Origin of the sequence: Lysinibacillus sp. FW12, assembly GCF_050817245.1 — a bacterium.
Classification (GTDB): Bacteria; Bacillota; Bacilli; order Bacillales_A; family Planococcaceae; genus Lysinibacillus; species Lysinibacillus irui.
In genome coordinates, this window is sequence record NZ_CP139094.1 from 1954576 (window position 1) to 1979083 (window position 24508).

A 24508-nucleotide genomic window follows, 5' to 3' on the forward strand; every position below is an offset into this window, starting at 1 on the left:
ACGTACTTGGCTTCCTCAACGCACATAAATAATTAGATTATTCAAAATTATAGTGATGAATCGGCAACGTGTCAACAGGAGGATGACGAAAACAGAAAAAACTTGTAAAATAGAATGAATCAGTATTCACTAGCGCTTGAAAAGGGGGAGACAACTTTGTCTATATACAAAATAGAAATACCAACACCCTATGAAGTAGGAGATGTCAACGCATTTGTTGTCAAAGGCGATGCACTTAGCATATTTGATGTTGGACCAAAAACAATGGAAGCCTATGATGCTTTGAAATGGGGGATTCGAGCAGCTGGCTTTGACATGCGTGATATTGAACAAGTTGTGTTAACCCATCATCATCCAGATCATGCTGGATGGGTCGATGCTTTTCCACATGCAGAAATTTTAGGGCATGCCTATAATGATAAATGGCTACGTCATGATGAAGAATTTTTACGCTATCACGAGCAATTTTATAGTGAGCGTTTGTTGGAGCATGGGGTACCACAAGAATATATTTCAAAAAGTGTACATGTTCGTCGTGAATTAGAGCTAGTGGGCGAACGGCCATTAACACAATTCTTGGCAGATGGAGATGAAGTGCCTGGTCATCCAGGATTAAAGGCGATTGAAACTTTGGGTCATGCTCAAAGTCATTTTATTTTCTGGGATGAAAAAACACATCATGTTATTGGCGGTGATTTATTACTCGAAAAAATAACGCCAAACCCATTAATAGAGCCACCATTGGATCGTACGATTGGACGACCAAAATCATTACTGCAATATAATGAATCTCTTGAAATTTTACGCCAATTACCTGTCAAAATGATGCATACAGGGCATGGGGCAGAGCTAGTGGATATACCATATTTAATTGATAAACGTTTAGAGCGTCAGCACCAGCAATCGATGAAGGTGTATGAATTATTAGGAGACGATCAATTAACGGTTGTACAAGTAACAAAACGGCTGTATCCAGCTATTTTCCAGCATCAGCTTGGCTTAACCCTTTCCAAAACACTAGGTCATTTAGATTATTTAGAAGCCAGAAATTATATAACTTCTACAAAAACGGAAGCAGGTATTTATTTATTTCAAAGGAAGTAGGTTCATACATGAATAACCATAACAAGACGATCTTTGTGACTGGAGCGACAAGTGGTGTAGGCTTAAAAATTACAGAATTGCTTGTTGCACAAGGCCATACGGTATATGCCACAGGTCGCAATGCTGTCGCTCTAAAAGTACTAGAACGATTAGGAGCACATGTCATTCAAGCAGATTTAACTAATTTACATACACTGGATGATGTTTGTGCACAGCTCCCCCCTCTTGATGTTGCGATTCTCTCAGCAGGCGTTGGAAAATTCGCTAATGCATCTGCCTTAATGGATGAGGATATTGCTCAAATGATCGAATTGAATGTCAGTGTACCAATCTATCTTGCGAAAAGATTAGCCTCTACGATGATGGAGCGTCAACAAGGCCATTTGATATTCATCGGTTCACAGGCGGGAAAGGTAGCTACCCCGAAAGCGAGTGTCTATGCTGCTACAAAACATGCGATAGTAGGTTTTACAAATGGACTTCGAATGGAGTTAGCACCTTACATGGTCAACGTAACCGCTATCCATCCTGGTCCAATTGATACACCATTTTTAGATAAGGCAAATGATGCAAGTGGTTATCGAGAGTCCTTAGGTAGATTTTTATTATCAGCCGAGGAAGTGGCAAGAGCAACAGTGAAAACGATCGAAAGCCCAGTACGTGAAGTCAACTTACCAAAAATCATGGGATTATCAAGTAAATTATATGCACTTGCGCCTGCAACCATTGAATTTTTAGGCAAATCGTTTTTCCATAAGAAATAACAATAATCTAACTGTAAACATGCTTTATGCGTGTCTACAGTTTTTTTCATATTTATGTAAATTTGTTGATATAGTAGTGAAAATGAAGCAAATAAAGGAGAATACGATGTATACAATCGGACAAGTTGCTAAATTTTTAGGCATTTCAAGAGATACAATCAAATTTTATGAGGAAAAGGAATTGGTAAGGCCACAGCATAATAGAGAAAATGGGTATAGAACCTACAATCATTTTGATATCTATGATTTAACAACGATCAACTTTTATAGAGAAATTGATTTGGAAATCAAAAAAATCCAGGAATTAAGAAAAGGCAAGAGCATTGAAGGGATTCAATCTATAGTAGAAGAGAAAGAACAGGAAGTGTTAGAGGAGATTGCTTATAAAAAAGCTCCAATTAAAAAAGCTCCAGCTCGTAAAAGAAGACTGCGAAAAAATAAAACAATTTTTAGGAAACTACACGATAAAAGAAATGAAACCTCTAGAAGTAATGGGGGAGATCGACCATTATAAAGCTTATGATGATTATGACACGTTAAAAGAAAACACTGACAGTTTAAAAAAAGCGGTGATTCTTACTTCGTTAAGAAGAGTCATACGGTTCAATGATGAAGGCATGGTAGAAAATCAATTTGTGATTGTCAGGAAAGTAGAAGATGGTGAAAACATAATCGATGGAGACATTGTAGCTCATCCCAAATGTTTGTATACAGTCATTGAAGATGGGCGATGGTCTACGGGTGGCAAAAATACAGACGAAAAAGTGGAAGCGAGCATTAGACAAGTAGCCAAAGAATACGGCTATGAACTAGTAGGGCTTGTTTATGTTAACTTATTACTGACCACTTATGAAGAGGGACTTGAACGTATTTTTTTAGAAATGTATGTACCGGTCAAGTAAAGAAAAAATACGATTGACCTGTGAGTAACCCCCAGGTTTATGCTAAAGGTATTCTTAGTGAAATGGGGGATTTAACATGAGTAGAACAAAGAAGCTTAAAAGACCAGTAGCAAGCTTTATACTTTTAACTAATGTCATTTTTTGGCCACTTTTTTGCCTTGTGGGAGCCATCAAGCTTTTAGGGCTTCCAACTTGGGTGTTTGACGTAGTTCGCTGTTTGTCAGCTTGGTCATCAACGTTTGCCTTTGCCATCTTATTTAAAAAAATCTATCCTACGCAAAGCTTTGCCCACTTTGTGAAAAAGAAATTAACCAATAAGCTTCATCTTTCAGTCATTGTTGTTGTACTGGCAATACAAGTCTCTATCTTTTTCATGATTGTCTTACTTGTATGGAATAAGGAAGGGGTAGACTCTATTTTGACAATATCTTCTTGGGGGATGCTAAGCTATTACTTTATTAAAAATCTTTTATCTGGACCATTAGGTGAAGAATTAGGATGGCGAGGCTTTGCACTACTAGAGCTTCAAAAGAAATATTCCCCATTAATAGCTTCCATCATCATAGGATTTTGGTGGGGGATGTGGCATGTACCAATTTGGCTTACAACAGGATTTATGGGGATAGATTTAATCAAATATAGTTTATTCTTTATGTTGTCTATCATAGCAACGAGTATCATCATGGCAGCATTTTATAATTTAAACCAAAATCTCATCATCCCCATTATCATTCATCAGTTCTTTAATTTTTTTATTGGTTTGATCAATGGCAACTTAGTCGATTTATTAATGTACAATGCCATTCTTTATTCACTAGCCGCCATTCTTCTTATTTTAATTAACCCCAAAAATGTATTATATAAGACCATTCCCATGAATAATTAGAAAAGAATCCAGTTTTTAAGATGGATTCTTTTTTTTGTTCATTGCTAAATTTATATTGTATACATTTATATAAATAGTAAAAAAGCGTTTTTTAGAGTAAATATTCGTGTTACCATCATGACTTAATGTCTGCAGTGACAGACTTTTGACAGGAAAAATAATTGTCTATGAATTTATAAAAATACACTTGTATTTATTTTTATAACATGATACTATTCGTGTATAAACTTTTAAATGAATGTATAAACATACATATCTATAGAGCAATGGAGGCGCATTTTTAATGGCAAATAAAAAAGTTGTATTAGCTTATTCAGGTGGACTTGATACTTCGGTAGCAATTCCATGGTTAAAAGAACAAGGTTGGGATGTAATTGCAGTATGTCTTGACGTTGGCGAAGGAAAAGATCTTGAATTCGTAAAAAATAAAGCTCTTCAAGTAGGAGCTATTGAATCTTATATGGTGGATGCAAAAGACGAATTTGCTGAGGAATATGCATTAATTTCATTACAAGCACATACTTGGTATGAACAAAAATATCCATTAGTATCAGCACTTTCTCGTCCTTTAATCTCGAAAAAATTAGTAGAGATTGCGAACCAAGTAGGCGCAGATGCTGTTGCACATGGTTGCACAGGAAAAGGAAATGACCAAGTTCGTTTTGAAGTTTCCATTAAAGCTTTAAACCCTGATTTAGAAGTTTTAGCACCTGTACGTGAGTGGGGTTGGAGCCGTGATGAGGAAATCGAATATGCGATGAAACATAATGTACCGATTCCAGCGACATTAGACTCACCATTTTCAATTGACCAAAACTTATGGGGACGTGCCAATGAAGCAGGTATTATGGAAGATCCGTGGGTGTCTCCACCAGAAGAAGCTTACGGTTTAACCGTTTCTGTTGAAAATGCACCAAATGAAGCTGAATATGTGGAAATCGAATTTGTTGCTGGTAAACCAGTAGCCTTAAACGGTAAAGAAATGAAGCTTGCTGATTTAATTCAAGAATTAAATGCGGTAGCAGGTGCACATGGCGTAGGACGTATCGATCACGTGGAGAATCGTCTAGTTGGTATTAAATCTCGTGAAGTGTATGAAATTCCAGGCGCTAAAGTGTTGTTAACAGCTCATAAAGAACTAGAAGACTTAACACTTGTAAAAGAATTAGCACACTTCAAGCCAGTAATTGAGAAGAAGCTATCTGAATTAATTTACGATGGTTTATGGTTCTCACCATTACGTGATGCACTTGAAGCGTTCCTTGCACAATCACAGCAATATGTAAATGGTACAGTACGTGTGAAACTATTCAAGGGTCACGCTATTGTAGAAGGACGTAAATCACCGAATTCACTATACAATGAAAAGCTAGCAACATACTCCAAGGAAGATCAATTCAATCACGCTTCCGCAGTTGGCTTTATCGAATTATGGGGTTTACCAACTGTAGTGAATTCTTCTGTTAATAAAAAGTAATATTGAACGAGCAATGTGTGGTGAGGCATTTGTGTTTTTACTACACTTTGGCTAAGGACTAAAGGAAAAGGTGAGCTGACATGACAAAACTTTGGGGTGGACGTTTCCAAAAATCAGCAGAAGCATGGGTAGACGAGTTTGGCGCATCCATTGGCTTTGACCAGCAACTTGTGCTAGAGGACCTTGAAGGTAGTGTTGCACATGTCACAATGCTTGGTGCAACAGGAATTTTACCGGCAGCTGACGTAGAGGCCATACTAGGTGGTCTTGCCCAATTAGAAGAAAAGGCAATTGCAGGTGAACTTGAATTTAGCGTTGCCAATGAAGATATACATTTAAATTTAGAAAAAATGCTAATTGATTTAATTGGTCCTGTTGGTGGTAAGCTACACACTGGTCGTAGTCGTAATGACCAAGTAGCAACGGATATGCATCTATTCTTGAAAAAGCGAGTGCAGGAAGCCATTGATTTAATTGTAACATTCCAAGAAACGCTATTAGAGAAGGCACAGGAGCATATCGAAACGATTGCACCTGGTTATACACATTTACAACGTGCGCAACCGATTTCCTTTGCACACCATTTAATGGCCTATTTTTGGATGCTTGAGCGAGATAAACAACGCTTTACAGAATCCGTGAAACGCATAGATATTCTGCCATTAGGAGCAGGGGCTATGGCGGGTACAACTTTCCCAATAGACCGTATAAAATCAGCAGAGTTACTTGGTTTTACTGAAGTATATGCAAACTCTATGGATGCTGTAAGTGACCGTGATTTTATCGTCGAATTTTTAAGTAATTCGTCATTGCTTATGGCCCATCTCTCGCGCTTTGCAGAGGAAATTATTATTTGGTCTACAGATGAATTTAAGTTTATCGAGCTAGATGATGCCTTTTCAACAGGCTCTTCGATTATGCCACAAAAGAAAAACCCTGATATGGCAGAGCTAATTCGTGGGAAAACAGGCCGTGTTTATGGTAACCTTATGGGCTTATTAACTGTATTAAAGGGTACGCCATTAACGTATAACAAAGATATGCAGGAGGACAAAGAAGGCATGTTCGATACGGTGCATACCATTCTTGGCTCACTTAAAATCTTTGAAGGCATGATTGGTACAATGACCGTTAATACGGAACGTTTACATCAAGCTGTCCATTCCGATTTCTCGAATGCAACGGAGTTAGCAGACTATCTTGCTACAAAAGGGATGCCATTCCGTGAGGCGCATGAGGTGACAGGCAAACTTGTCTTTACATGTATTCAAAAGGGCATTTACTTATTAGATTTACCATTGGAAGAGATGCAGCAGGAAAGTAAGCTCATTGAAGCCGACATTTTTGATGTGCTAGCACCAGAAGCGGCTGTTCGTCGCCGTCATTCCCTTGGTGGAACTGGCTTTGATCAAGTAAAAATTCAAATTGAAAAAGCCAAAGCCTGTCTTCAAGAACATTAATTTTGCGTGCATGTCCAAGTGACTTTTGCATAGATATTCATTAAAGCTGTCCTGTGAGGCACTATGAAAACCTTTAACCTTTTTCAACTGAGCCAGAGGGTGAAGTGAAAAAGAGACCCTTACATACGTGAAGGACAATCCCCAATTCTGGAGACGCGGAATTGGGGTTTTTGTATATGGAAAGATGGGGAGGAATTAAGACAATGAATGACCGTTTGACAAAGGGGCTCGAAACAATCAAACAATATGTCACAGAGGAAGAAGCAGCAAGGATGATTGAATCTGATGCCTTAGCCGATGTTGCACCCGATTTACGCAAAATGATTATTGAATTTGCTTATGGTGATGTCTATTCACGACCAGGCCTGGATGTGAAAAGTCGGGCACTTGTTGTTATTACTGCAGTTGTCACACAAGGTGCCACACCACAAACAAAAACACATATCCAGCGAGGTTTACATGCTGGCTTAACACAAACAGAATTGGTCGAGGCACTTTTACAATTAGTACCCTACATTGGCTTTCCAAAGGTACAAAATGCTTTAACAATCGCACAACAAGTTTTTGCAGAAAAAATCATGCATAAAAGCAAAAGCAAAGACTCATAATAAAAGAGGAAACACTTATTAATCTAAGATGATGGGGAGGATGCAGAATGAGTAATTGTCAAACACCCAAAGACCAAGAATCTCAGGAAAGTCCGCCACAACTGTCAACGGTTGAAGCTTCATAAATCTTAAGCCTAAAGGTGAAACAGAACTATTCTGTTTTGCTATAGATTAAGAAGAAGCGTAAACTATACCAGTTAAAAATCAAATAGAGGCAATAAGTGTCCATGGATCCAGAATTATTTCTGGGTCCTTTTTTAGTTTAGTTTGAGGAAACAAGGGTGTTAGAAGATATTTGGGGAGAAACCACCGCATAAGTGTTTGGAAATGATCAAAAAAGGGGGGAATCCGCTCTGAAAGGAGGTGGAAGTGATCATAAAAAGTGTGAAGCCGCTCGAAAAGGAGGTGGAAGTGATCATAAAGAGTGTGCCCCCGCTCGAAAAGGAGGTGGAAGTGATCATAAAAAGTGTGTATCCGCTCGAAAAGGAGGTGGAAGTGATCATAAAGAGTGTGTTGCCGCTCGAAAAGGAAGTGGAAGTGATCATAAAGAGTGTGAACCCGCTCGAAAAGGAAGTGGAAGTGATCATAAAGAGTGTGAACCCGCTCGAAAAGGAGGTGGAAGTGATCATAAAGAGTGTGTTGCCGCTCGAAAAGGAAGTGGAAGTGATCATAAAGTGTGTGAACCCGCTCGAAAAGATGATGGAAGTGATCATAAAGAGTGTGCCCCCGCTCGAAAAGGAGGTGGAAGTGATCATAAAGAGTGTGTTGCCGCTCGAAAAGGAGGTGAAACTGATCATAAAGAGTATGAAGCCGCTCGAAAAGGAGGTGGAAGTGATCATAAAGAGTGTGTTGCCGCTCGAAAAGGAAGTGGAAGTGATCATAAAGAGTGTGAACCCGCTCGAAAAGGAGGTGAAAGTGATCATAAAGTGTGTGAACCCGCTCGAAAAGGAGGTGAAAGTGATCATAAAGAGTGTGCCCCCGCTCGAAAAGGAGGTGAAAGTGATCATAAAGAGTGTGCCCCCGCTCGAAAACGAAGCGAAAGTGATCAAAAAAAGTGAAGACCTTCCCATAAATAAAAACAAAAGCGCTCATACAGCAGTAGAATCCCCTCCCAGTAGAGGCAAAAGCGCTCACTATATGTAAGGGCGCCACCTTTAAGAGTAAAAATTCCAATACAAGATAGCCATCACCAAAATAAATACCTTCATTTGACATATAATCAAATCTGTATTACCCTAGATATAACAGATTCTGTTTGGTTGTTAACAATACAGATTGGAGGGGTGACATGCAAATACGGTTAGATCCAAGCAGTGAATTGCAGCTTTATAAACAATTAGCCAATCAATTGATTGAAATGATTGCTACTGGTGAGCTAAAAAATGGTGATACATTACCATCTGTGCGTGCCATGGCTACGGATTTAGGAGTCAATGTGAGCACGGTGAGTAAGAGCTATCATGAGCTTGAAGATAAGGGCTTAATCGAATTAAAACCAAAGGCAAAAGCTGTTATTATTGGTGGTCAAAAGCGGGAGCTTGAGGAAATAGAGGTGGAAAAAGTAGAAAATGCTTTAAAGCCTATTATGGCGGAAGCTTTTGCTCGTGGGCTCGAAAAAGAACAAATGACAAATTTGTTCCAACGAATTTTAAAACAATGGAAGTAGGGGTAGTATGCTTATAATAGTAGGCATCTTTATTATCGTCGGGATTTTGGAAGCTATGACACCACACTTATCAAGAAAATCGATTGTCTTTGGTGTTTCCATACCAGAACCCTATGTCAAACATCCTCAATTACTGCTTTGGAAGAAAAAGTATAGCCAAATAATAGGTGCTCTTACAGCTTTATTTTTACTCGGACAAATCAGCTTATACTTTTCACCCATAAAAGAGGATAAGGTGGTTTTAATTTCCTTTATTTTCTTGTATGTCATGCTCCTGCTTTCATCTGGCCTTTACATGAATTACCATGTCAGAACGAAAAAATTAAAGGCACAGGAGCAATGGGAAGCTCACATAAAAATGGTCTACGTTACAGATTTATCTATTCGCCAAAAAGATGAAACACTATCGCCTGTATTTTTTAGCTTACCAATCATTATGACAGTAGCACTCATCACTTTTACGTACATGAATTATGAGTCCATTCCAGATGTTTTTGCGACACATTGGAATGAAGCAGGCAAGGTAGATGGCTGGACGGAAAAATCATGGATTTCTGTCATCAGTATGCCGCTGCTATTATTAGCGATACAAATCAGCTTTTTCATTATGGGGCGGGGCATGAAAAGCGCCAAAATACAATTGAGCGCACAAGCTAAAGAAGCATCCATTCATCGTGAGCTAGCTCACCGTAAATATGGAAGCTGGTATTTAGCTGCGATAAATTTTAGTATGACAATTCTTTTTATTGTTTTACACTATACAACTGTGATTTTACATGACCAAACAGCCCCATACTTTTTCCTACTTTTTCTTGTTTTTAATGTCGTTACGTTAGGGGGCTTGCTATTACTAATTTGGAAGCTCAGTAAAAGTAATGAACGATTTGATGAAATACATACAAATGAAACAGCTGTAGCAGATGATCAATACTGGAAATGGGGCATATTTTATTGCAACAAAAATGATCCATCCCTATTAGTGCAAAAAAAATACGGAATTGGCTGGACCGTTAATTTTGCCAACAAGTGGAGCTACTTCTTAATTGGTATAACATTATTGCCAATTTTATTGGTGATCTTTATATAGAGAGGAAGATTAGATGAAAAAATGGTTATTGTTATGCTGTACGCTGTTACTCTTAGGGGCTTGTGGGCAAAAAGAGGCGACAGCTGAAAATCAAGAAACAAAAGGGGAACGTGCCATGAGTGAACAGTTTATTGGAAAATGGGAAGGAAATATTGAAACACCTAATGGACCATTACCGATTATCGTTGATTTACAAAAGGAAGCTGGCACATTATCTGTCCCAGCGCAAGGCTTATCGAACTTTCCATTTAAAAGCGTGAGCTATACAGGCGATAAAGTAACAGTATCCATTCATTTAAACGGCTCTGTGATTGCTATAAATGGAACATTAAAAAATGAGCAAATAGAGGCTACATTCCAACAAAATGGTGCCAAATTCCCATTAATCTTAAAAGCTTATAAAGAGCAACCCGTTACGTACGAAACATTAAAGATTCCTGTTGAAGATGGTAACTTAACCGTAGCATTGCAAAAGGCTAGCGCATCTCCAACGCCAGTGGCACTTATTATTGCTGGTTCTGGACCAACAGATAAGGATGGAAATTCAGCTTTAGCTGGTAAAAATAATAGCTTGAAAATGCTTGCTGAAGGGTTAGCGCAAGAGGGCATTGCGACAGTGCGCTATGATAAGCGTGGACTTGGTGATAATCAAGCACTTTTAACAAAGGAAGAGGATAGCACGTTCGATCAATACGTAGATGATGCAGTACAAATTATCCAAGCATTACAAGCTGATGAAGCTTACTCAAGTATTCACGTTATTGGACATAGCGAAGGTTCGCTCATTGGTTTGCTAGCAGCCCAAAAAACAGATGTAGAGTCCTTTGTCTCGATTGCGGGAGCGGGAAGACCATTGGATGAGGTGCTATTAGAGCAAATAAAAGGTCAGTTACCGCCAAAGCTATTCAACGAATCGACAGACATTTTGAAATCGTTAAAACAAGGTGAGCAAGTGAAAAATGTTTCGCAAGAGCTTCAAGCACTCTTCCGACCATCTGTACAGCCTTTCCTTATTTCCTTGTTAAAGTATCATCCTGCCGATGAGCTTGCCAAAGTGAAAAGTCGTGTATTATTAGTCCAAGGAACAACCGATTTACAAGTGAAAGAAGCCGATGCGGAGGCATTAAAGAATCGCAAACCAGAGGCACAGCTGCTTTATATGGAGGGCATGAATCATGTGCTGAAAAAGGCACCAGTCGATCGTGCCAAAAACTTAGCAACCTATGCAGACCCTTCATTGCCGTTACATGAAGAATTACTACCAGCGATAGAGCAATTTATACAAACGAAAAAGTAGGTTGATTGACTATGGGAGTTCTTGTCTATTTAATAATCATGTTGCCATTTCTCATCTTTGCCATCGTTTTATCACAAGGTAAAGGAGCATTTTTAATTGCCGGCTTTAATACGTTGCCACAAGAAGATAAAAAACAATATGACGAAAAAGCACTAGCAAAATTTATGGGGAAAATGATGTATGGTTATTGTTTTTGCGTTCTCTTGTGGATTCTGGATGAAGTATTCCATACACAGTGGTTATTTAGTATAGGATTTATTCTTTTCATAGCCCTAACGATTTTCTTAATGATTTTTGTGAATACCGGCAATCGTTTCAAAAGATAAATCGTGCAATGACAAGACTATAATGTACATTTTGCTTTTCAGACTGTAGACCAACTCAATGAATTTCGAGTTAGTCTACAATCTTATTTCTTTCGTGATGAATCACCTTGAAAATTTACTTTTTATCAACATACGAATATGGAGTTCTTTAAGTAGAAGGAGATTGGAACGCAGGACGGCGACTCCAGAGGTAAAGCGGGAAAGTCGAGATCTAGGACTGAGAGCAAAGAGGGAAGCAACTCGACCCCGATCGTGGAAAGCGTCCGCCAATAATAGAAATCAACAGCATTATTTTGATCTTGTTGTGTTTTTTAAAATGACGTTCTTTCACTTAATGATCATCATCGTCTCTTTTTATAAGTGGTAGTCATCACTGTAATCTTCATCTCCTTCATGAAAAAAAGTGAGTAGCGTTTTCATCCATGAAAATTTGTATAAATTCATCCAGGTAGCTCATAATAACAAAGATTCACTTATGAAATCTATAATGATGAGGAGGATGAAAAATGAGTAGGTTCGAAAATTTAGATCCAAAATCTCAAAAAATCCACCGCAACTGGTCAAGGATTAAGCATTCCAAATCGCAAGTAAATGGTGAAACGGAGATTACCCTCCATAACCGCCTGTTGCGAAGTGAAGCAAAGGCCCGTCAGTTTTAATCATGCTAGAAAAGTAAGTGTCATCAAGCCCAGAAAAAATTCTGGGTTTTTTTTATGGATAAAAATAGAAAGTGGCATGTATTATTATATAAAAAGGAGGATTAAGCTTTGAATATTTCTATTCCTACATATTTACAGTCATTTGCAGAAAACATCCAACAAGAAGATGTTGAAACCCAGTTTCAGCTTCATTCTAGTACAGGCAATCGACAGTTTGAAATTTGGTTTTACGGTGATTTATTAACAATTGAAGACGAACCATTGCCTATCATCACTGGCGAACATGCTAGAATCGTCGCTAAAGATTCTGAAACAACGGAGCAGATCTTACTGTTTGATGCGACCCTACATGGCTATAATGCGCTATTCTGCGATGAATATACAGAAGATCAACGTGTTAATCGTCCGTTAAAGAAATATAATATGCCGGCCACTGAAATAGTCGTCTCATTTTTCTATAATATTGACTATGATGAAGAGGCTGATGACTATCGTTCAGATGACCATGGAAATGTGCTCCTCATCAGTGGACAAACAGCAGACTGGGAAACAATCAAATGCAATGGTTATGATGCTTTTGCTTTTTATGTCAAGAAAGAGGTTGGCACACTACTAGCATTTGCGCAAGAAGAATTAGCCTAGTAGGAAAGGAACGAAGAATGAATGAAACGAATACAATTCACACAAGAAGTAGCTAATGAAATCATCCATTATAATTCAGTGGATGCTTTTTATCGAAAGATCATGAAAACAGAAGAACCTACCAGTATTGGCTTGATCTATATTGAACCAGGTGGTGTCGTAGGTATGCATGAAGCCCCCATTCCACAGCTATTTATTGTTGTTCAGGGTGAAGGTTGGGTTTGCGGTGAAGATGGAGAAAAGATGGTTATAAAAACAGGAGAGGGTGTACTTTGGCAACAAGGACAAGCGCACGAATCCGGCAGTATGACAGGATTAACAGCACTTGTAATCCAGTCAGAGCATCTACATCTTACATAAAGATTGAATTTGTTCGTATAAAAAGCTTAAGAGAGAGCAATAGATGGTGCAAGTCTATTATAGGCTTGGTGTATTAAGTAAATGCACTGTGCTTTATAAAGGCCAATTTTCTAATCGTAGAAAATTGATCATCGTTTTTTATTTAAAGCAGTACTTAACTGTGCTAACTAAAAAAGCGACCTTATTGATGAGTTACCTTCGCGAAAAAACGGACTAGATTATCCCGCTTAAAATGAAAATGCCACTTACATATTTTCAAACTAAAGAAAATCAACTACAATAGACGGATGGTAGAAACTCTAAATTCTACCTATTTATCTTTATTTATACAAAATACACTAGAGGAGCACGACGATGAAAAAGAAGTTTTTATCTTTACTCATGACCATAATAATGGTCCTATCCGTTAGCGTATCGGTGTATGCCGATGAAACATCGCCAGTAGCGACAAGAGGAGATATCGTTACAACCTTGTTGACAGCAGCAGATGCTTATCAACCAGGAATTAACAAAGCAACTGTAATACAAGGCTCTAAAAACGGAGATTTAAGAGAGAATGAGCCAGCTAAGAAAGTGGAAGCATTAGTCATGTTGAGCAGAGCATTCGGTGAATTGCCAGAGCCAGTTGGCAATGACCTTCGCAGTGGAACATTTGACATTGAGTTTACAGATGTACCTGCATGGGCAAAAAAAGATATCGATAAACTGACAAAAGCAGGCGTCCTGACGGGTAACGCTGACGGTACCTTAGGTGCAAATGACACGATTACGATTGCTGAATTCCAAAACATCATCGCTAGAATATGGTCACTTAAAGGCTCACATTTAAATGATGATTTTTATGAAGCAATCAATAAAGAATGGTTAAATAAATCAACAATTCCGGTAGGAGAAATCATGGGTGGTGGTTTCCCTGAGCTTCAAAAGGAAAATACCGATAAAATTGAAGAAATAATAAACGCGCTCTCTGGTAAAGAATTTGCAGAAGGCACTAAGGAACAAAAAATTGCCGACTTCTATTCGACAGCGTTAGATACAAAAAATAGAAATAAGCAGGGGATTGAGCCCATCCAAAAATATGTAAAGGCAATTAACGAAGCTAAAACTCTTGATGAACTTGTTCAAGCAGATCTTGCTCAAGAAAAAGAATTAGGACTAAGCTCACTTTTCGGCTTTGCCATCATGAACGATGCAAAGAACAGCAGTGAAAATGCATTGTATTACGCCGGATTAGCAACTGGTTTGGATAAGAACAGTTTTGTTACGGAAGATGCAAATGCAAAAAATGCCTATATTGAATATATGACAAAACTTCTTGTAGTATCTGGCGAGGAAGAGTCTACAGCGAAAGCACTTGCTGAGCAAGTTTACGAAATGGAAAAAAGCTTAGCTTCTGTGTCGCTCGATCCTCATGAACAAGGCGATGTTAATAAATATTATAATCCATATACAATTCAACAATTCGATGACATGTTTAAGACAGTAGATATGAAGCAAGTCTTGACATCTATGAAGGTCGACAGTGCTGATAAAGTAATCGTATTCGATTTAAAGCTGGCGGAAAAAGGTGCGGAAGTCTTGAATGATACGAACCTTCATGTGCTTAAAGCTTACTCGAAAGTGCAATTACTTATGGCAACAGGCAGTTTGCTATCAGATGAATTCGGGGACGCTGCTAATGAGTTTGCTGCAACGTTATATGGAGTTACAGGAGAAAAAACAGAACAGGAAAACGCTGTAGCCCTAACAACGAGTACAATGAGCGGATATTTGGAGCAAATGTTTGCCGAGAAACATTTTTCACCAAATGCTAAAAAAGATGTTGAGCAGATGGTAGAGAAGTTAATTACTACGTATGAAGAGAGAATTAAATCTCTTGATTGGATGTCTGAAACAACAAAAGCGAAAGCTATTAAAAAGCTGGATACTATGATCGTTAAAATCGGTTACCCAGATAAGTGGGATGCGACATTAGATAACGTAGCGATCAAGACTTATGACGAAGGCGGTTCACTGTTCTCTAATACCTTTGCAGTAAACAAAGCATACATTGAGAACACGAAAGCTAAGCTAGGAAAACCGGTGGATAGATCAGAATGGGTAACGAGCGTATACACTGTAAATGCTTTCTACAATGCTCTTAATAACGAAATTACATTCCCTGCTGGTATTCTGCAAGCTCCTTTCTATGATATTAACGCTAAACCTGAAGAAAACTATGGTGCTATTGGCATGGTTATTGGTCATGAAATAAGCCATGCTTTTGATAACAACGGATCTGCCTACGACGAACATGGAAATGCAAATAACTGGTGGACAGATGAGGACTTTGAGAAATTCAAAGATAAAAATCAGAAATTGATTGAGTTTTATAATGCTATTGAGATTATTCCAGGAGTATTGAACGACGGGCAGCTGACACTAAGCGAGAATGTCGCTGATTTAGGTGGGATGGCTGCTTCACTACAAGTTGTCTCTCAAATGAGTAATCCTGATTATAAAGCCTATTTCGAAAGTAATGCAGAAATGTGGAAATCCACAACTACAAAAGAATTTGCAGCGGTTCTGAGCAAAAACGATGTACATTCAGCCAATAAAATTCGAGTAAACCGTACGATTGTAAACTTCCAGCAATTCTATGATACCTATGGAATTAAGGCGGGAGATGGCATGTATGTAGCCCCGGAGGACCGAGTTTCTATCTGGTAAAATTTAATTATATCGATAGCTGACTAAGAAGACCATTTAATGTAAGGCTGTATATTCAAAAACTATAGCTGTTAAAATCAAAAAGACAGATTTAATCGACAAAGCTTGTTGATTAAATTCTGTCTTTTTTCCTGAATCGCTAATCCTACGAGGGCCAGTTATTTTAAGAAAAAGATATCTCAACTAAAATCTTTATCTTATTAAGTATAACTCTGGCGACTGATAATATTGCGCAAAACACTTTTAACTTGTTGAGAAGTCTGCACAATATCATCGCCATTTCTTCACGAGCATCAGGCTTTTACCATATGATATGTTTATTAAAACGCTAGTGTCTCAAAAAGATAATAATAAACTATTTAAGTTTCAGGAGCTGCGTTACCTTCATATATTTAAAACCAACTTTTACTAGGAAATTCTGTACAAAAGTAATGTCATTTTCGTGTATCTATCGTATAATAAGTGTCAACACTTTTCACCTGGAAATCCAATTTTTATCTTTATTGTAATATCCAATCAGTAGAGGGGGATTACTTTCATGCAAGTAGTTGAAAAAGCATTTGGCTATATTACGAGAGAACGTGAGGAACAAATACAAGTACTCGTATTTGAACAAAATACCATAGGGGCAGGTATTCAAGTTCCAAAAGGTACAGTTGAGGAAGGTGAAACACCATTAGAGGCAGTGAAGCGTGAAATGTTGGAGGAGACAGGTCTCACATCGCTTGTCGTCCAGGGACTCATTGCACAGGATTACTTTAATCATCCGTCAGGTATTTTACAGAAGCGATATTTTTACCATTTAACCACGAATGAATCATCAGATTCTTGGCAGCATCATCCAACGGGATTGAACGAAGGAGACTTACTATTTTCTTTTTATTGGATTTCGGTAGAGCAAGATGCATTGTTGGCGAAGGGGCATGGGGATTATTTATATCGTTTATTAGCCAAGGTGGAAAATTGAGCGTTCAATAATAAAAACCGCGTCATACTAGGCGCGGTTTTCATGTTTCTTCAATTATGCTCGTGCAGCAATTTCCAAAGCTTGTGTGAAATCAGCAATTAAATCCTCTACATGCTCAAGCCCTACAGAAAAACGTAAAAGGCCATCTGTAATCCCACGTTTTGCACGCTCCTCAGGCTCCATAGCAGCATGACTCATCTTTGCTGGGTAGGAAAGAATTGATTCCACTCCCCCAAGTGAGACTGCAAAAACAGGAATTGTCATCGCTTCGACTAATGCTTTTGCAGCTGCATAACTTGGTAGACGGAAAGATAATACAGCTCCAGCACTTGTACATTGTTGCTGATGAATGGCATATCCTGGGTGTGAGGCAAGTCCAGGATAGTAGACTTGTTCCACCAGTGGGTTACTAGCTAAAAATTCTGCAATTTTTTGAGCAGATTCAGCAGAACGACTAAAGCGTACATCGGTTGTTTTAATATTTTGTAATAGTGTGAAAGAATCCTGTACACCTAAAATATTTCCGAATGAATTTTGGATAAAATATAGCTCTTGTCCTAGCTTTTCATCAGCTGTGACTGTTAAGCCAGCAATGATATCAGAATGGCCAGATAAAAACTTTGTTGCACTATGAATGACTACATCAACACCAAGTTCTAATGGCCGCTGGTGTAATGGTGTCATAAAAGTATTATCTAAAAATGTAAGACATTGATGTTGCTTCGCAAGTGCCACTACACCACGAATGTCGGTAATACCTAATGTTGGGTTCGATGGTGTCTCCATATATAATAGTTTTGTAGCAGGGGTTATCGCTGCCTCAACTGCAGCTATATCTGTAAAATCCACAAAACTATGGGAAATGCCAAAACGTGGTAACACTTTCGTTACAAAACGATACGTACCTCCATATACATCCTCCGTCACGACGATATGGTCACCTTGTGATAACAACATGAGTGCTGCTGATACGGCCGCAATTCCAGAAGAGAACGCATGAGCACGAACGCCACCTTCCAGCTCGGCAATAGCTTTTTCTAACGCATCTCTCGTAGGGTTGCCAGAGCGTGCATAGTCATATTCGCCAAACTCATCAATACTTTCTTGGTGGAACGTAGATGATAGATACATAGGAACGTTGACGGCCCCTTTTTGATTCGCATAGCCATCGCGAACCCCTGCGTGAATGAGACTAGTTTCAATACGTTGCTTCATTTTTTATGCCTCTTTTCTAAGGATATCGAACACTTGACGTAAGTCTGCAATTAAATCTTCTGCTTCCTCAATACCAACAGAGAAGCGTAATAAACGATCACAAACGCCGCGTTCAACACGTTCTTCATAAGGCATATCGGCATGTGTTTGTGTAGCCGGATACGTAATAAAGCTTTCGACACCACCTAGACTTTCAGCAAATGTAATTAACTTTAAGTTACGAAGGAATGGATCTATCCATTCAGGCTTTTGCAAACGGAATGACAACATTCCACCTTTTCCTGTATAAAGTACATCTGTCACTAATTCCTCTTCCTCTAAATAAGCAGCAATTGCTTTCGCATTCACATCATGTTGTTTTAATCGAAGATGCATTGTTTTTAAGCCGCGAATAAGCAGCCATGAATCCATCGCCCCTAACACCATGCCACTGCCATTATGAATAAAACCAATACGTTCTGCTAATTCTGCGCCTTTCGCTACTACTAGACCAGCTAAGACATCATTATGTCCACCGATATATTTCGTAGCAGAATGTACTACTATGTCTGCCCCTAATTCGATCGGACGTTGGAAGTAAGGAGTATAGAAGGTATTATCGACAATTAATAAAGCTCCGTGCTTATGTGCTAATTCTGCATACACTTGTAAATCAAATTCCTGCATAAGGGGATTTGTCGGTGTTTCAATAAATAATGCACGTGTATTTTCATTAATTAATGCTTCCACTTGCTCAACTGATTCAAATTTTGAATAGACAGCTTTGATATTATAAGTTTCTTGGAAGAAGTTAAAAAGTCTATATGTACCGCCATATAAATCATCTGGCACCACTAATTCATCGCCTGGTTTAAATATGGATAGGACTAGTTGAATGGCAGCCATCCCAGAGCTACAGGCAAAGCCCATGTCGCCACCTTCTAAATCTGCAATCCCTGCTTCTAAAAGAGCACGTGTTGGATTCTTTGTACGAGTATAGTCAAAGCCAGTAGATTCTCCAATTCCTCCATGTTTATAAGCAGTTGATAAATGAATTGGTGGACTCACAGCACCTGTTGCCGGATCACTTAAATTTCCTAGTTGTACAAGTTTTGTTTCAATACTTCTGTTTAATGTCATGACGTCACTCTTTTCTCCAATATTATTAAAAGCGACAAATTTCGCTTTCAATTTAATAGTATTCTCAATAATTGTTACCAATTTAACATGGATACCCAAGAAGAACAAGGGTGATTTCAGAAAATTAGCTAGATTATTTATTGTTAATCAAGTAGGAATAGTAGGGTATAGAATGTGATGACGTCAAATAAAACGAAGGGAGAGTGGTAATACTATGAAGTGGTAATACTATGAAAGGAAGCAGTGACCACCAAAAGAAGTAAATTTCAACATAGAAGCTCAAAATAAAAGCATCTGCCTCAATGTGACAGATGCTTTTGACCCTTATGTTAGGCTTGTTCTTTTTTTAGCAAGTCGCGAATTTCTTTGAGGAGCTCTTCTTTAGCATCCAGTTCAGGAGCTGGTTCTTCAACAACAGCTTCCTCTTTTTTACGAGTGAGTTTCGTCATGATTCGTAAGGCCATAAAAATAGCAAATGCAATGATTAAAAAATCAATGATTGATTGTAGAAATACACCTAAATTGACTTGGGCTTCACCTGAGCCAAAGACAAAGCTCTTTGTTAAATCAATACCACCTGTTAAAACACCAACTAATGGCATAATGATATTTTCAACTAAGGAGGTAACAATTTTACCGAAAGCACCACCAATAACAACTGCAACTGCTAGATCGACAATATTGCCTTTCATCGCAAATTCTTTAAAGTCTTTCCACAAAATAAATTCCTCCCTATTATTATCCATAAAATTAATCAATCTGTATTTTACTATATTTTTCCCAAACCTTTCAACCGCTTTCGTAGTGAAAATAGTAATCTTGTTTAATAAAGTACATAATTTCAAAAGATTTACTACCTATATCGTAAAATTTGGTAAAATGGATGAAGAATACTAGATTAGGTGTGACTTATGGCAAAGAAAAAGAATAACAAACCGATGTTATCATCAGCCACAAAATTGGGCATGATAGCATTATTAATTCCTATAGCGATAACTGTTTATGTCCTGACATTTTTTGCGTGGAAGGAACTTCAAACACTACCGATTTTCGAAAAACTCTCGCAACAAAAGGCGATTGAAGAAATTCAACAACATTTCGATATGAATATTCCAGAGAAATACATACCTATATATGTAGCGGCTGAGGAGAAATATGGTGTACCATGGACATTACTTGCAGCACACCATCGAATTGAAACACGTTTTTCTACTATAAAAACGATGGTTTCGTCAGCAGGAGCAGAAGGCCATTTGCAATTCATGCCTTGCACATTCGTTGGTTGGAAGCATCCCACTTGTTCAGGGCTAGGTAAAGGTAATATCACGAAGGCAGAATTAATGAACCCAGAAACCATTGCAAAATATGGAGGATTTGGCGTAGATGCAAATGGAGATGGCATAGCTGACCCATATGATATAGAGGATGCGGTATTTAGCGCAGCTAATTACTTATCTAAATACGGTGCTGCAAAAGGGAATATTAAGAACGCTGTTTTTGAATACAACCATAGCAAAGAATATGTAGAAGATGTGTTGTATTACTACAAATTATATGATGATTATCATGATGATCTCAAAGCGGCTGTTCTTATAAATAATGAATAATAAAGAGCCATCACATTGGATGGCTCTTCATTACATATTTAAGTTGCTTTACGCATACCTTTTAGAATAAGGCTGACGATAAAGATCAGCACGATAGCACCAATTAGTGCTGGGAATACGTAGAAATCACTTACTTTCCAACCCCAGTTCCCTAAAACCATACTACCAATCCAAGAACCAACAATACCTGCAATAATATTCCCAATGATGCCACCAGGTACATCCTTACCTAAAATTACGCCAGCTAACCATCCAAGAATTCCTCCGATGATTAAATACCAAATGAAACTAATCATTATTTTCATCTCCTTAAAATTAAGATATAATGGCGATTACTTAGTTATACCCTGAATGGAGTAGATTAAACGCATTGATTTTGTTTAGTAATTATTACATGCTTTAAATTAGGCTGGGGTATGATGCCTAATTTGCGTTGGCTGGAGGGATGACAGCCAATCCTTCTGCATAATTTATTGTGAAAATGTCCACATTAAATACAATACTTCTATATGGTCCATACATCGAATGAATCGCTTACTTCTATAGTATGTTCACAAATGAAATTTGTACCAGTATCTACAATCTACGCCAACTCCCCATTGTAAGTAGTATAAAATCAACCATCTAACTAAATTATTTGCAAAAACAGCCTGTTCATTCGCGACAACACACATTTTTGTTGATGCAGAATTTCAATTACCTATCACCTATATGCATGTTCATTTTCCGTATTTGTTATAGGCTATTATTCATAGTTACCTAATCATTTTTCATTTTAGTGAAAGGAAAAATGGGAAAATCATCACTTTTTGAATAGTTTGAAAATTTTGTTTAAAACGATTATAATGTAGGAAAAGGAGCGTGTTATTTATGAATATGGCTGTCATGAAACGTTTGAATCGTCAAGGTTTTCTTATCGCTGGTTTGCATTTGTTAGTTTTACTAAATCTTGCAGCCGATTTCTTATACACAACGTAACAATTAAATAGAAAGGTGAATAAAATGTTTGTCTCATTCTAAAACAACCGTGTCGTGTAAATTATTTGCAGCTCACGGTTGTTTTTATTTTGACCAAATAACTGAAAAGAGGGATTTTTCTGCCAAATGTCAAATACATAGACATATAGGGGAGGGGTATGATGACGCTAAGATTAGATCAAGCATTCATTGATGTGGAGAGACCTTTTGCATGGTTGGACTTAGATGCGCTGGATAAAAATATCCAAATTGTACAAGATGCCTGTGGCGAGAAACAAATTCGCATTGCGACAAAATCGATTCGTTCTGTCGACGTGCTCCGGTATGTTCAAAAAAACCTCGCACAGGTTGTAGGATTTATGACGTTCACGGCTGCCGAGACGATTTTCTTACTTCAGCAGCAATTTGATGATGTATTACTAGGCTATCCGGTAATGGAGGAAGCGTCTATTCGCCGCTTGTTGCATTTCGTCAAAGAAGGAAAAACGGTTACTTTTATGGTTGATCGACAGGAACATGTCCAATTATTGGCGAGGTTAGGGGAAGAAATAGATGTACGTGTACAAATCTGTATCGATATCAATGTGTCGAATGATTTTAAAGTATTGTATTTTGGAACAAAGCGTTCCTCATTATATTCGCTTGAGACGTTAACTCCTTTCTTACAATATATTCAAAAAAATCCTTTCTTGGAAGTTGTTGGAGCGATGGGCTATGAGGCCCAAATTGCAGGGGTTGGTAATCGTCCTGCAAATGCTTTAAAAGGTAGGGTCATAGACGCCATGCAAGTGCAGGCCAAAAAACAAGTTACACAATTCCGTCGACTAGCTATTGCCCATATTAAAGCGTATTTTCCAAACCTACGCTTTGTTAATGGTGGTGGCTCTGGGAGTATGTCTTACACCGCCAAGCAAAAAGAAGTGACTGAAATTACTGTAGGATCTGCATTTTACGCTCCTGGACTATTCGATCAATTTACTCATTTACAGCTAGAAAAAGCAGCTGGATTTGCTTTAAGGGTGACGAGAAAGCCTGAAAAAAATATCGTTGTTTGTCACGGAGGGGGCTATACGGCTTCAGGTGCAGTAAACATGGACCGCTTGCCAGTATTCTATGAACCTACCACATTCGCATATCTTACCTTAGAGGGAGCCGGTGAGGTGCAAACACCTATTAAGGTCAAAGGAAAAACGGTCAATATTGGCGATACAATTTATTTTCGACATGCCAAAGCAGGAGAGCTTTGTGAGCGTTTCCAAGTGCTACATGGTATTCGAGGGGACAAGTATATCGGGCGTTACACAACTTACAGGGGGGATGGCCAATGTTTTCTTTAGAAAAATGGCGAAATGGAGTAAAATGGACTAACTGGGCAGGGAATGTTATTTCATATCCAAGCGAAATGTATGCACCACATTCTATTGAAGAAGTTTCAACTATTGTAAAACAAGCACGCGAAACAGGAAAATCGATTCGTGTCACAGGTGCAGCTCATTCATTTAGCGCTGTGGCAATGCCGGAGCATATAGCTATTTCCCTACATAATATGCGTGGATTAATTGCTGTAAATGAGGAAAGGCAGGAGGCAACTTTGTGGGCTGGAACCTATCTCTATGAAATGGGTCCAATGCTGGCAAAACATGGCTTTGCTTTAATCAATATGGGGGATATTCAGGAGCAAACGATTGCAGGGGCAGTATCGACCGGCACACATGGTACAGGTGTTACACTAGGTTCATTGTCATCTGCAGTTATGGCATGGGGCTTTGTAGATGGAAAGGGTACTTATCATGAGCACAGGAGAGGGATGGACGATGTATCCGAAGCCCTTCATGTATCATTAGGTATGCTTGGTATTCTTGTCAAAGTTACGGTCAAGGTAATGCCACTATATGGCTTACATTATGTGGGGGCAAGAGAGACATTGAGCAATGGACTTACTACATTTGCTGAGGATATTCGTCTACATCGACATGTAGAGTGGTTTTATTTCCCTGGAAGTGAGACGATTCAAGTAAAGCGAATGAATGCTGTAGCGCCTATCTATCAAAGTGAATGGAATAAGAGAATTGAAACTCTAAAACTTCAAATAGTAGAAAATGGTGCTTTCTTTGCTATGTCAGAGCTATGTAAATGGAAACCTTCGTTAAGTGGTACGATGAGTAAAATAGCTGCTGCTAATGTCGTGGAAAGTGAAAAAGTAGGAATAAGCTATGAAATTTATCCTTCACCTCGTAGTGTAAAGTTTCAAGAGAGTGAATATGCCATCCCGTTATCTCACTTTGAAGCCTGTTTAGAAGAAATTCATGCAACCTTTAAAAAAGGCCTTTTTGATGTACATTTTCCATTAGAGTGTCGAACAACTGCGGGTGAAGCAGGTTTTTTAAGTCCTACGCAGGGGCGTGAGTCAGCCTTTATAGCTTTTCATATGTATAAAGGGATGTCGGAGGAGCCTTATTTTAAATGGGTGCATACATTGATGCAAAAATATGAAGGTCGTCCTCATTGGGGAAAACAACATCATTTAACAGCACAAAAAGTGTATGAGTTATATCCGGAGATCGAAAAGTTTTTAACGGTTCGGCAGCAGTATGATCCAGATCAAGTATTTTTTACAGGATACTTAAAAAAACTGTTTCTATTGTAAGCGCTCTCTCTATTTTTATATGATTCCA

Annotated in this window: 23 protein-coding genes and 1 pseudogene; 20 read left to right on the forward strand and 4 right to left on the reverse strand. The window is 38.3% G+C overall.

The genetic code is table 11. The annotated features are described in order from the left end of the window. The first annotated feature begins 114 nt into the window (after window positions 1–114). The 17 genes and pseudogenes from SJW71_RS09970 to SJW71_RS10050 all read left to right on the forward strand — a co-directional run bounded on the left by SJW71_RS09970 (window position 115) and on the right by SJW71_RS10050 (window position 16914). Window positions 115–1104 (forward strand): MBL fold metallo-hydrolase, encoded by a 990-nt coding sequence (locus SJW71_RS09970; RefSeq protein ID WP_431812071.1) that lies wholly within the window; start codon window positions 115–117, stop codon window positions 1102–1104. Window positions 1105–1112: 8 nt separating this feature from the next. Next, the gene (locus SJW71_RS09975; protein WP_431812072.1) at window positions 1113–1868 is read left to right on the forward strand and encodes an SDR family NAD(P)-dependent oxidoreductase; all 756 of its coding nucleotides are present in this window, start codon (window positions 1113–1115) and stop codon (window positions 1866–1868) included. Window positions 1869–1974: 106 nt separating this feature from the next. Continuing rightward, a pseudogene (locus tag SJW71_RS09980) lies at window positions 1975–2770 on the forward strand (MerR family transcriptional regulator). 76 nt (window positions 2771–2846) lie between these two features. Continuing rightward, entirely contained in the window at window positions 2847–3656 is an 810-nt protein-coding gene (locus SJW71_RS09985; RefSeq protein ID WP_322605554.1) for a CPBP family intramembrane glutamic endopeptidase, read from the forward strand. 283 nt (window positions 3657–3939) lie between these two features. Then, window positions 3940–5133 carry an argininosuccinate synthase gene (locus SJW71_RS09990; RefSeq protein ID WP_274793532.1) on the forward strand — a complete coding sequence of 398 codons (1194 nt, stop codon included), beginning with the start codon at window positions 3940–3942 and terminating at the stop codon, window positions 5131–5133. Between the two features lie 80 nt (window positions 5134–5213). After that, entirely contained in the window at window positions 5214–6593 is a 1380-nt protein-coding gene (gene argH, locus SJW71_RS09995) for an argininosuccinate lyase (RefSeq protein ID WP_274793531.1), read from the forward strand. Window positions 6594–6796: 203 nt separating this feature from the next. Continuing rightward, a complete protein-coding gene (locus tag SJW71_RS10000; protein ID WP_274793530.1) occupies window positions 6797–7201 on the forward strand; it encodes a carboxymuconolactone decarboxylase family protein in 405 nt (134 codons plus the stop codon). Window positions 7202–7570: 369 nt separating this feature from the next. Continuing rightward, window positions 7571–8344, forward strand: coding sequence for a hypothetical protein (locus tag SJW71_RS10005; protein WP_431812073.1), 774 nt, complete (start codon window positions 7571–7573; stop codon window positions 8342–8344). Between the two features lie 145 nt (window positions 8345–8489). After that, the gene (locus tag SJW71_RS10010; RefSeq protein ID WP_431812074.1) at window positions 8490–8867 is read left to right on the forward strand and encodes a GntR family transcriptional regulator; all 378 of its coding nucleotides are present in this window, start codon (window positions 8490–8492) and stop codon (window positions 8865–8867) included. A gap of 7 nt (window positions 8868–8874) precedes the next feature. Continuing rightward, entirely contained in the window at window positions 8875–9954 is a 1080-nt protein-coding gene (locus tag SJW71_RS10015; protein WP_431812075.1) for a DUF1648 domain-containing protein, read from the forward strand. 13 nt (window positions 9955–9967) lie between these two features. Further along, window positions 9968–11251 (forward strand): alpha/beta hydrolase, encoded by a 1284-nt coding sequence (locus tag SJW71_RS10020; protein ID WP_431812076.1) that lies wholly within the window; start codon window positions 9968–9970, stop codon window positions 11249–11251. An 11-nt stretch (window positions 11252–11262) separates the two neighbouring features. Next, window positions 11263–11577 carry a DUF3784 domain-containing protein gene (locus SJW71_RS10025; protein WP_274793525.1) on the forward strand — a complete coding sequence of 105 codons (315 nt, stop codon included), beginning with the start codon at window positions 11263–11265 and terminating at the stop codon, window positions 11575–11577. Window positions 11578–12083: 506 nt separating this feature from the next. Further along, window positions 12084–12236, forward strand: coding sequence for a YpzG family protein (locus SJW71_RS10030; protein WP_274793524.1), 153 nt, complete (start codon window positions 12084–12086; stop codon window positions 12234–12236). Between the two features lie 108 nt (window positions 12237–12344). Continuing rightward, complete coding sequence (locus tag SJW71_RS10035) at window positions 12345–12878, forward strand: hypothetical protein (protein WP_431812077.1); 534 nt, start codon at window positions 12345–12347, stop codon at window positions 12876–12878. 21 nt (window positions 12879–12899) lie between these two features. Beyond that, window positions 12900–13238, forward strand: a complete 339-nt coding sequence (locus tag SJW71_RS10040) for a cupin domain-containing protein (RefSeq protein ID WP_322611928.1) — start codon at window positions 12900–12902, stop codon at window positions 13236–13238. A gap of 381 nt (window positions 13239–13619) precedes the next feature. Then, complete coding sequence (locus SJW71_RS10045; RefSeq protein ID WP_274793521.1) at window positions 13620–15947, forward strand: M13-type metalloendopeptidase; 2328 nt, start codon at window positions 13620–13622, stop codon at window positions 15945–15947. Between the two features lie 538 nt (window positions 15948–16485). Continuing rightward, the gene (locus SJW71_RS10050) at window positions 16486–16914 is read left to right on the forward strand and encodes an NUDIX hydrolase (protein ID WP_429978888.1); all 429 of its coding nucleotides are present in this window, start codon (window positions 16486–16488) and stop codon (window positions 16912–16914) included. A gap of 54 nt (window positions 16915–16968) precedes the next feature. Here the strand turns inward: SJW71_RS10050 and SJW71_RS10055 are convergent, their stop codons facing one another. From SJW71_RS10055 to mscL, 3 genes are all read right to left on the reverse strand, one after another. Beyond that, the gene (locus SJW71_RS10055; protein WP_322611930.1) at window positions 16969–18129 is read right to left on the reverse strand and encodes an aminotransferase class I/II-fold pyridoxal phosphate-dependent enzyme; all 1161 of its coding nucleotides are present in this window, start codon (window positions 18127–18129) and stop codon (window positions 16969–16971) included. Window positions 18130–18132: 3 nt separating this feature from the next. Beyond that, window positions 18133–19248, reverse strand: a complete 1116-nt coding sequence (locus SJW71_RS10060) for a methionine biosynthesis PLP-dependent protein (RefSeq protein ID WP_429978889.1) — start codon at window positions 19246–19248, stop codon at window positions 18133–18135. Between the two features lie 329 nt (window positions 19249–19577). Beyond that, window positions 19578–19967, reverse strand: a complete 390-nt coding sequence (gene mscL / locus SJW71_RS10065) for a large conductance mechanosensitive channel protein MscL (protein WP_274793517.1) — start codon at window positions 19965–19967, stop codon at window positions 19578–19580. Between the two features lie 192 nt (window positions 19968–20159). Here mscL and SJW71_RS10070 point away from each other — a divergent pair, with 192 nt between their 5' ends. Continuing rightward, on the forward strand, window positions 20160–20855 hold the full coding sequence (locus SJW71_RS10070) for a lytic transglycosylase domain-containing protein (protein ID WP_431812078.1): 696 nt from the start codon (window positions 20160–20162) through the stop codon (window positions 20853–20855). A gap of 38 nt (window positions 20856–20893) precedes the next feature. Here the strand turns inward: SJW71_RS10070 and SJW71_RS10075 are convergent, their stop codons facing one another. Then, window positions 20894–21151 (reverse strand): GlsB/YeaQ/YmgE family stress response membrane protein, encoded by a 258-nt coding sequence (locus SJW71_RS10075; protein WP_274793515.1) that lies wholly within the window; start codon window positions 21149–21151, stop codon window positions 20894–20896. 840 nt (window positions 21152–21991) lie between these two features. Between SJW71_RS10075 and SJW71_RS10080 the strand changes: the two genes are divergently transcribed. Together SJW71_RS10080 and SJW71_RS10085 are read left to right on the forward strand one after the other, a co-directional pair. Next, the gene (locus SJW71_RS10080) at window positions 21992–23170 is read left to right on the forward strand and encodes an amino acid deaminase/aldolase (RefSeq protein ID WP_431812079.1); all 1179 of its coding nucleotides are present in this window, start codon (window positions 21992–21994) and stop codon (window positions 23168–23170) included. After that, window positions 23158–24480, forward strand: coding sequence for a D-arabinono-1,4-lactone oxidase (locus SJW71_RS10085; protein ID WP_431812080.1), 1323 nt, complete (start codon window positions 23158–23160; stop codon window positions 24478–24480). Before SJW71_RS10080 ends, SJW71_RS10085 begins: the two co-directional genes overlap by 13 nt. Window positions 24481–24508 lie beyond the last annotated feature (28 nt).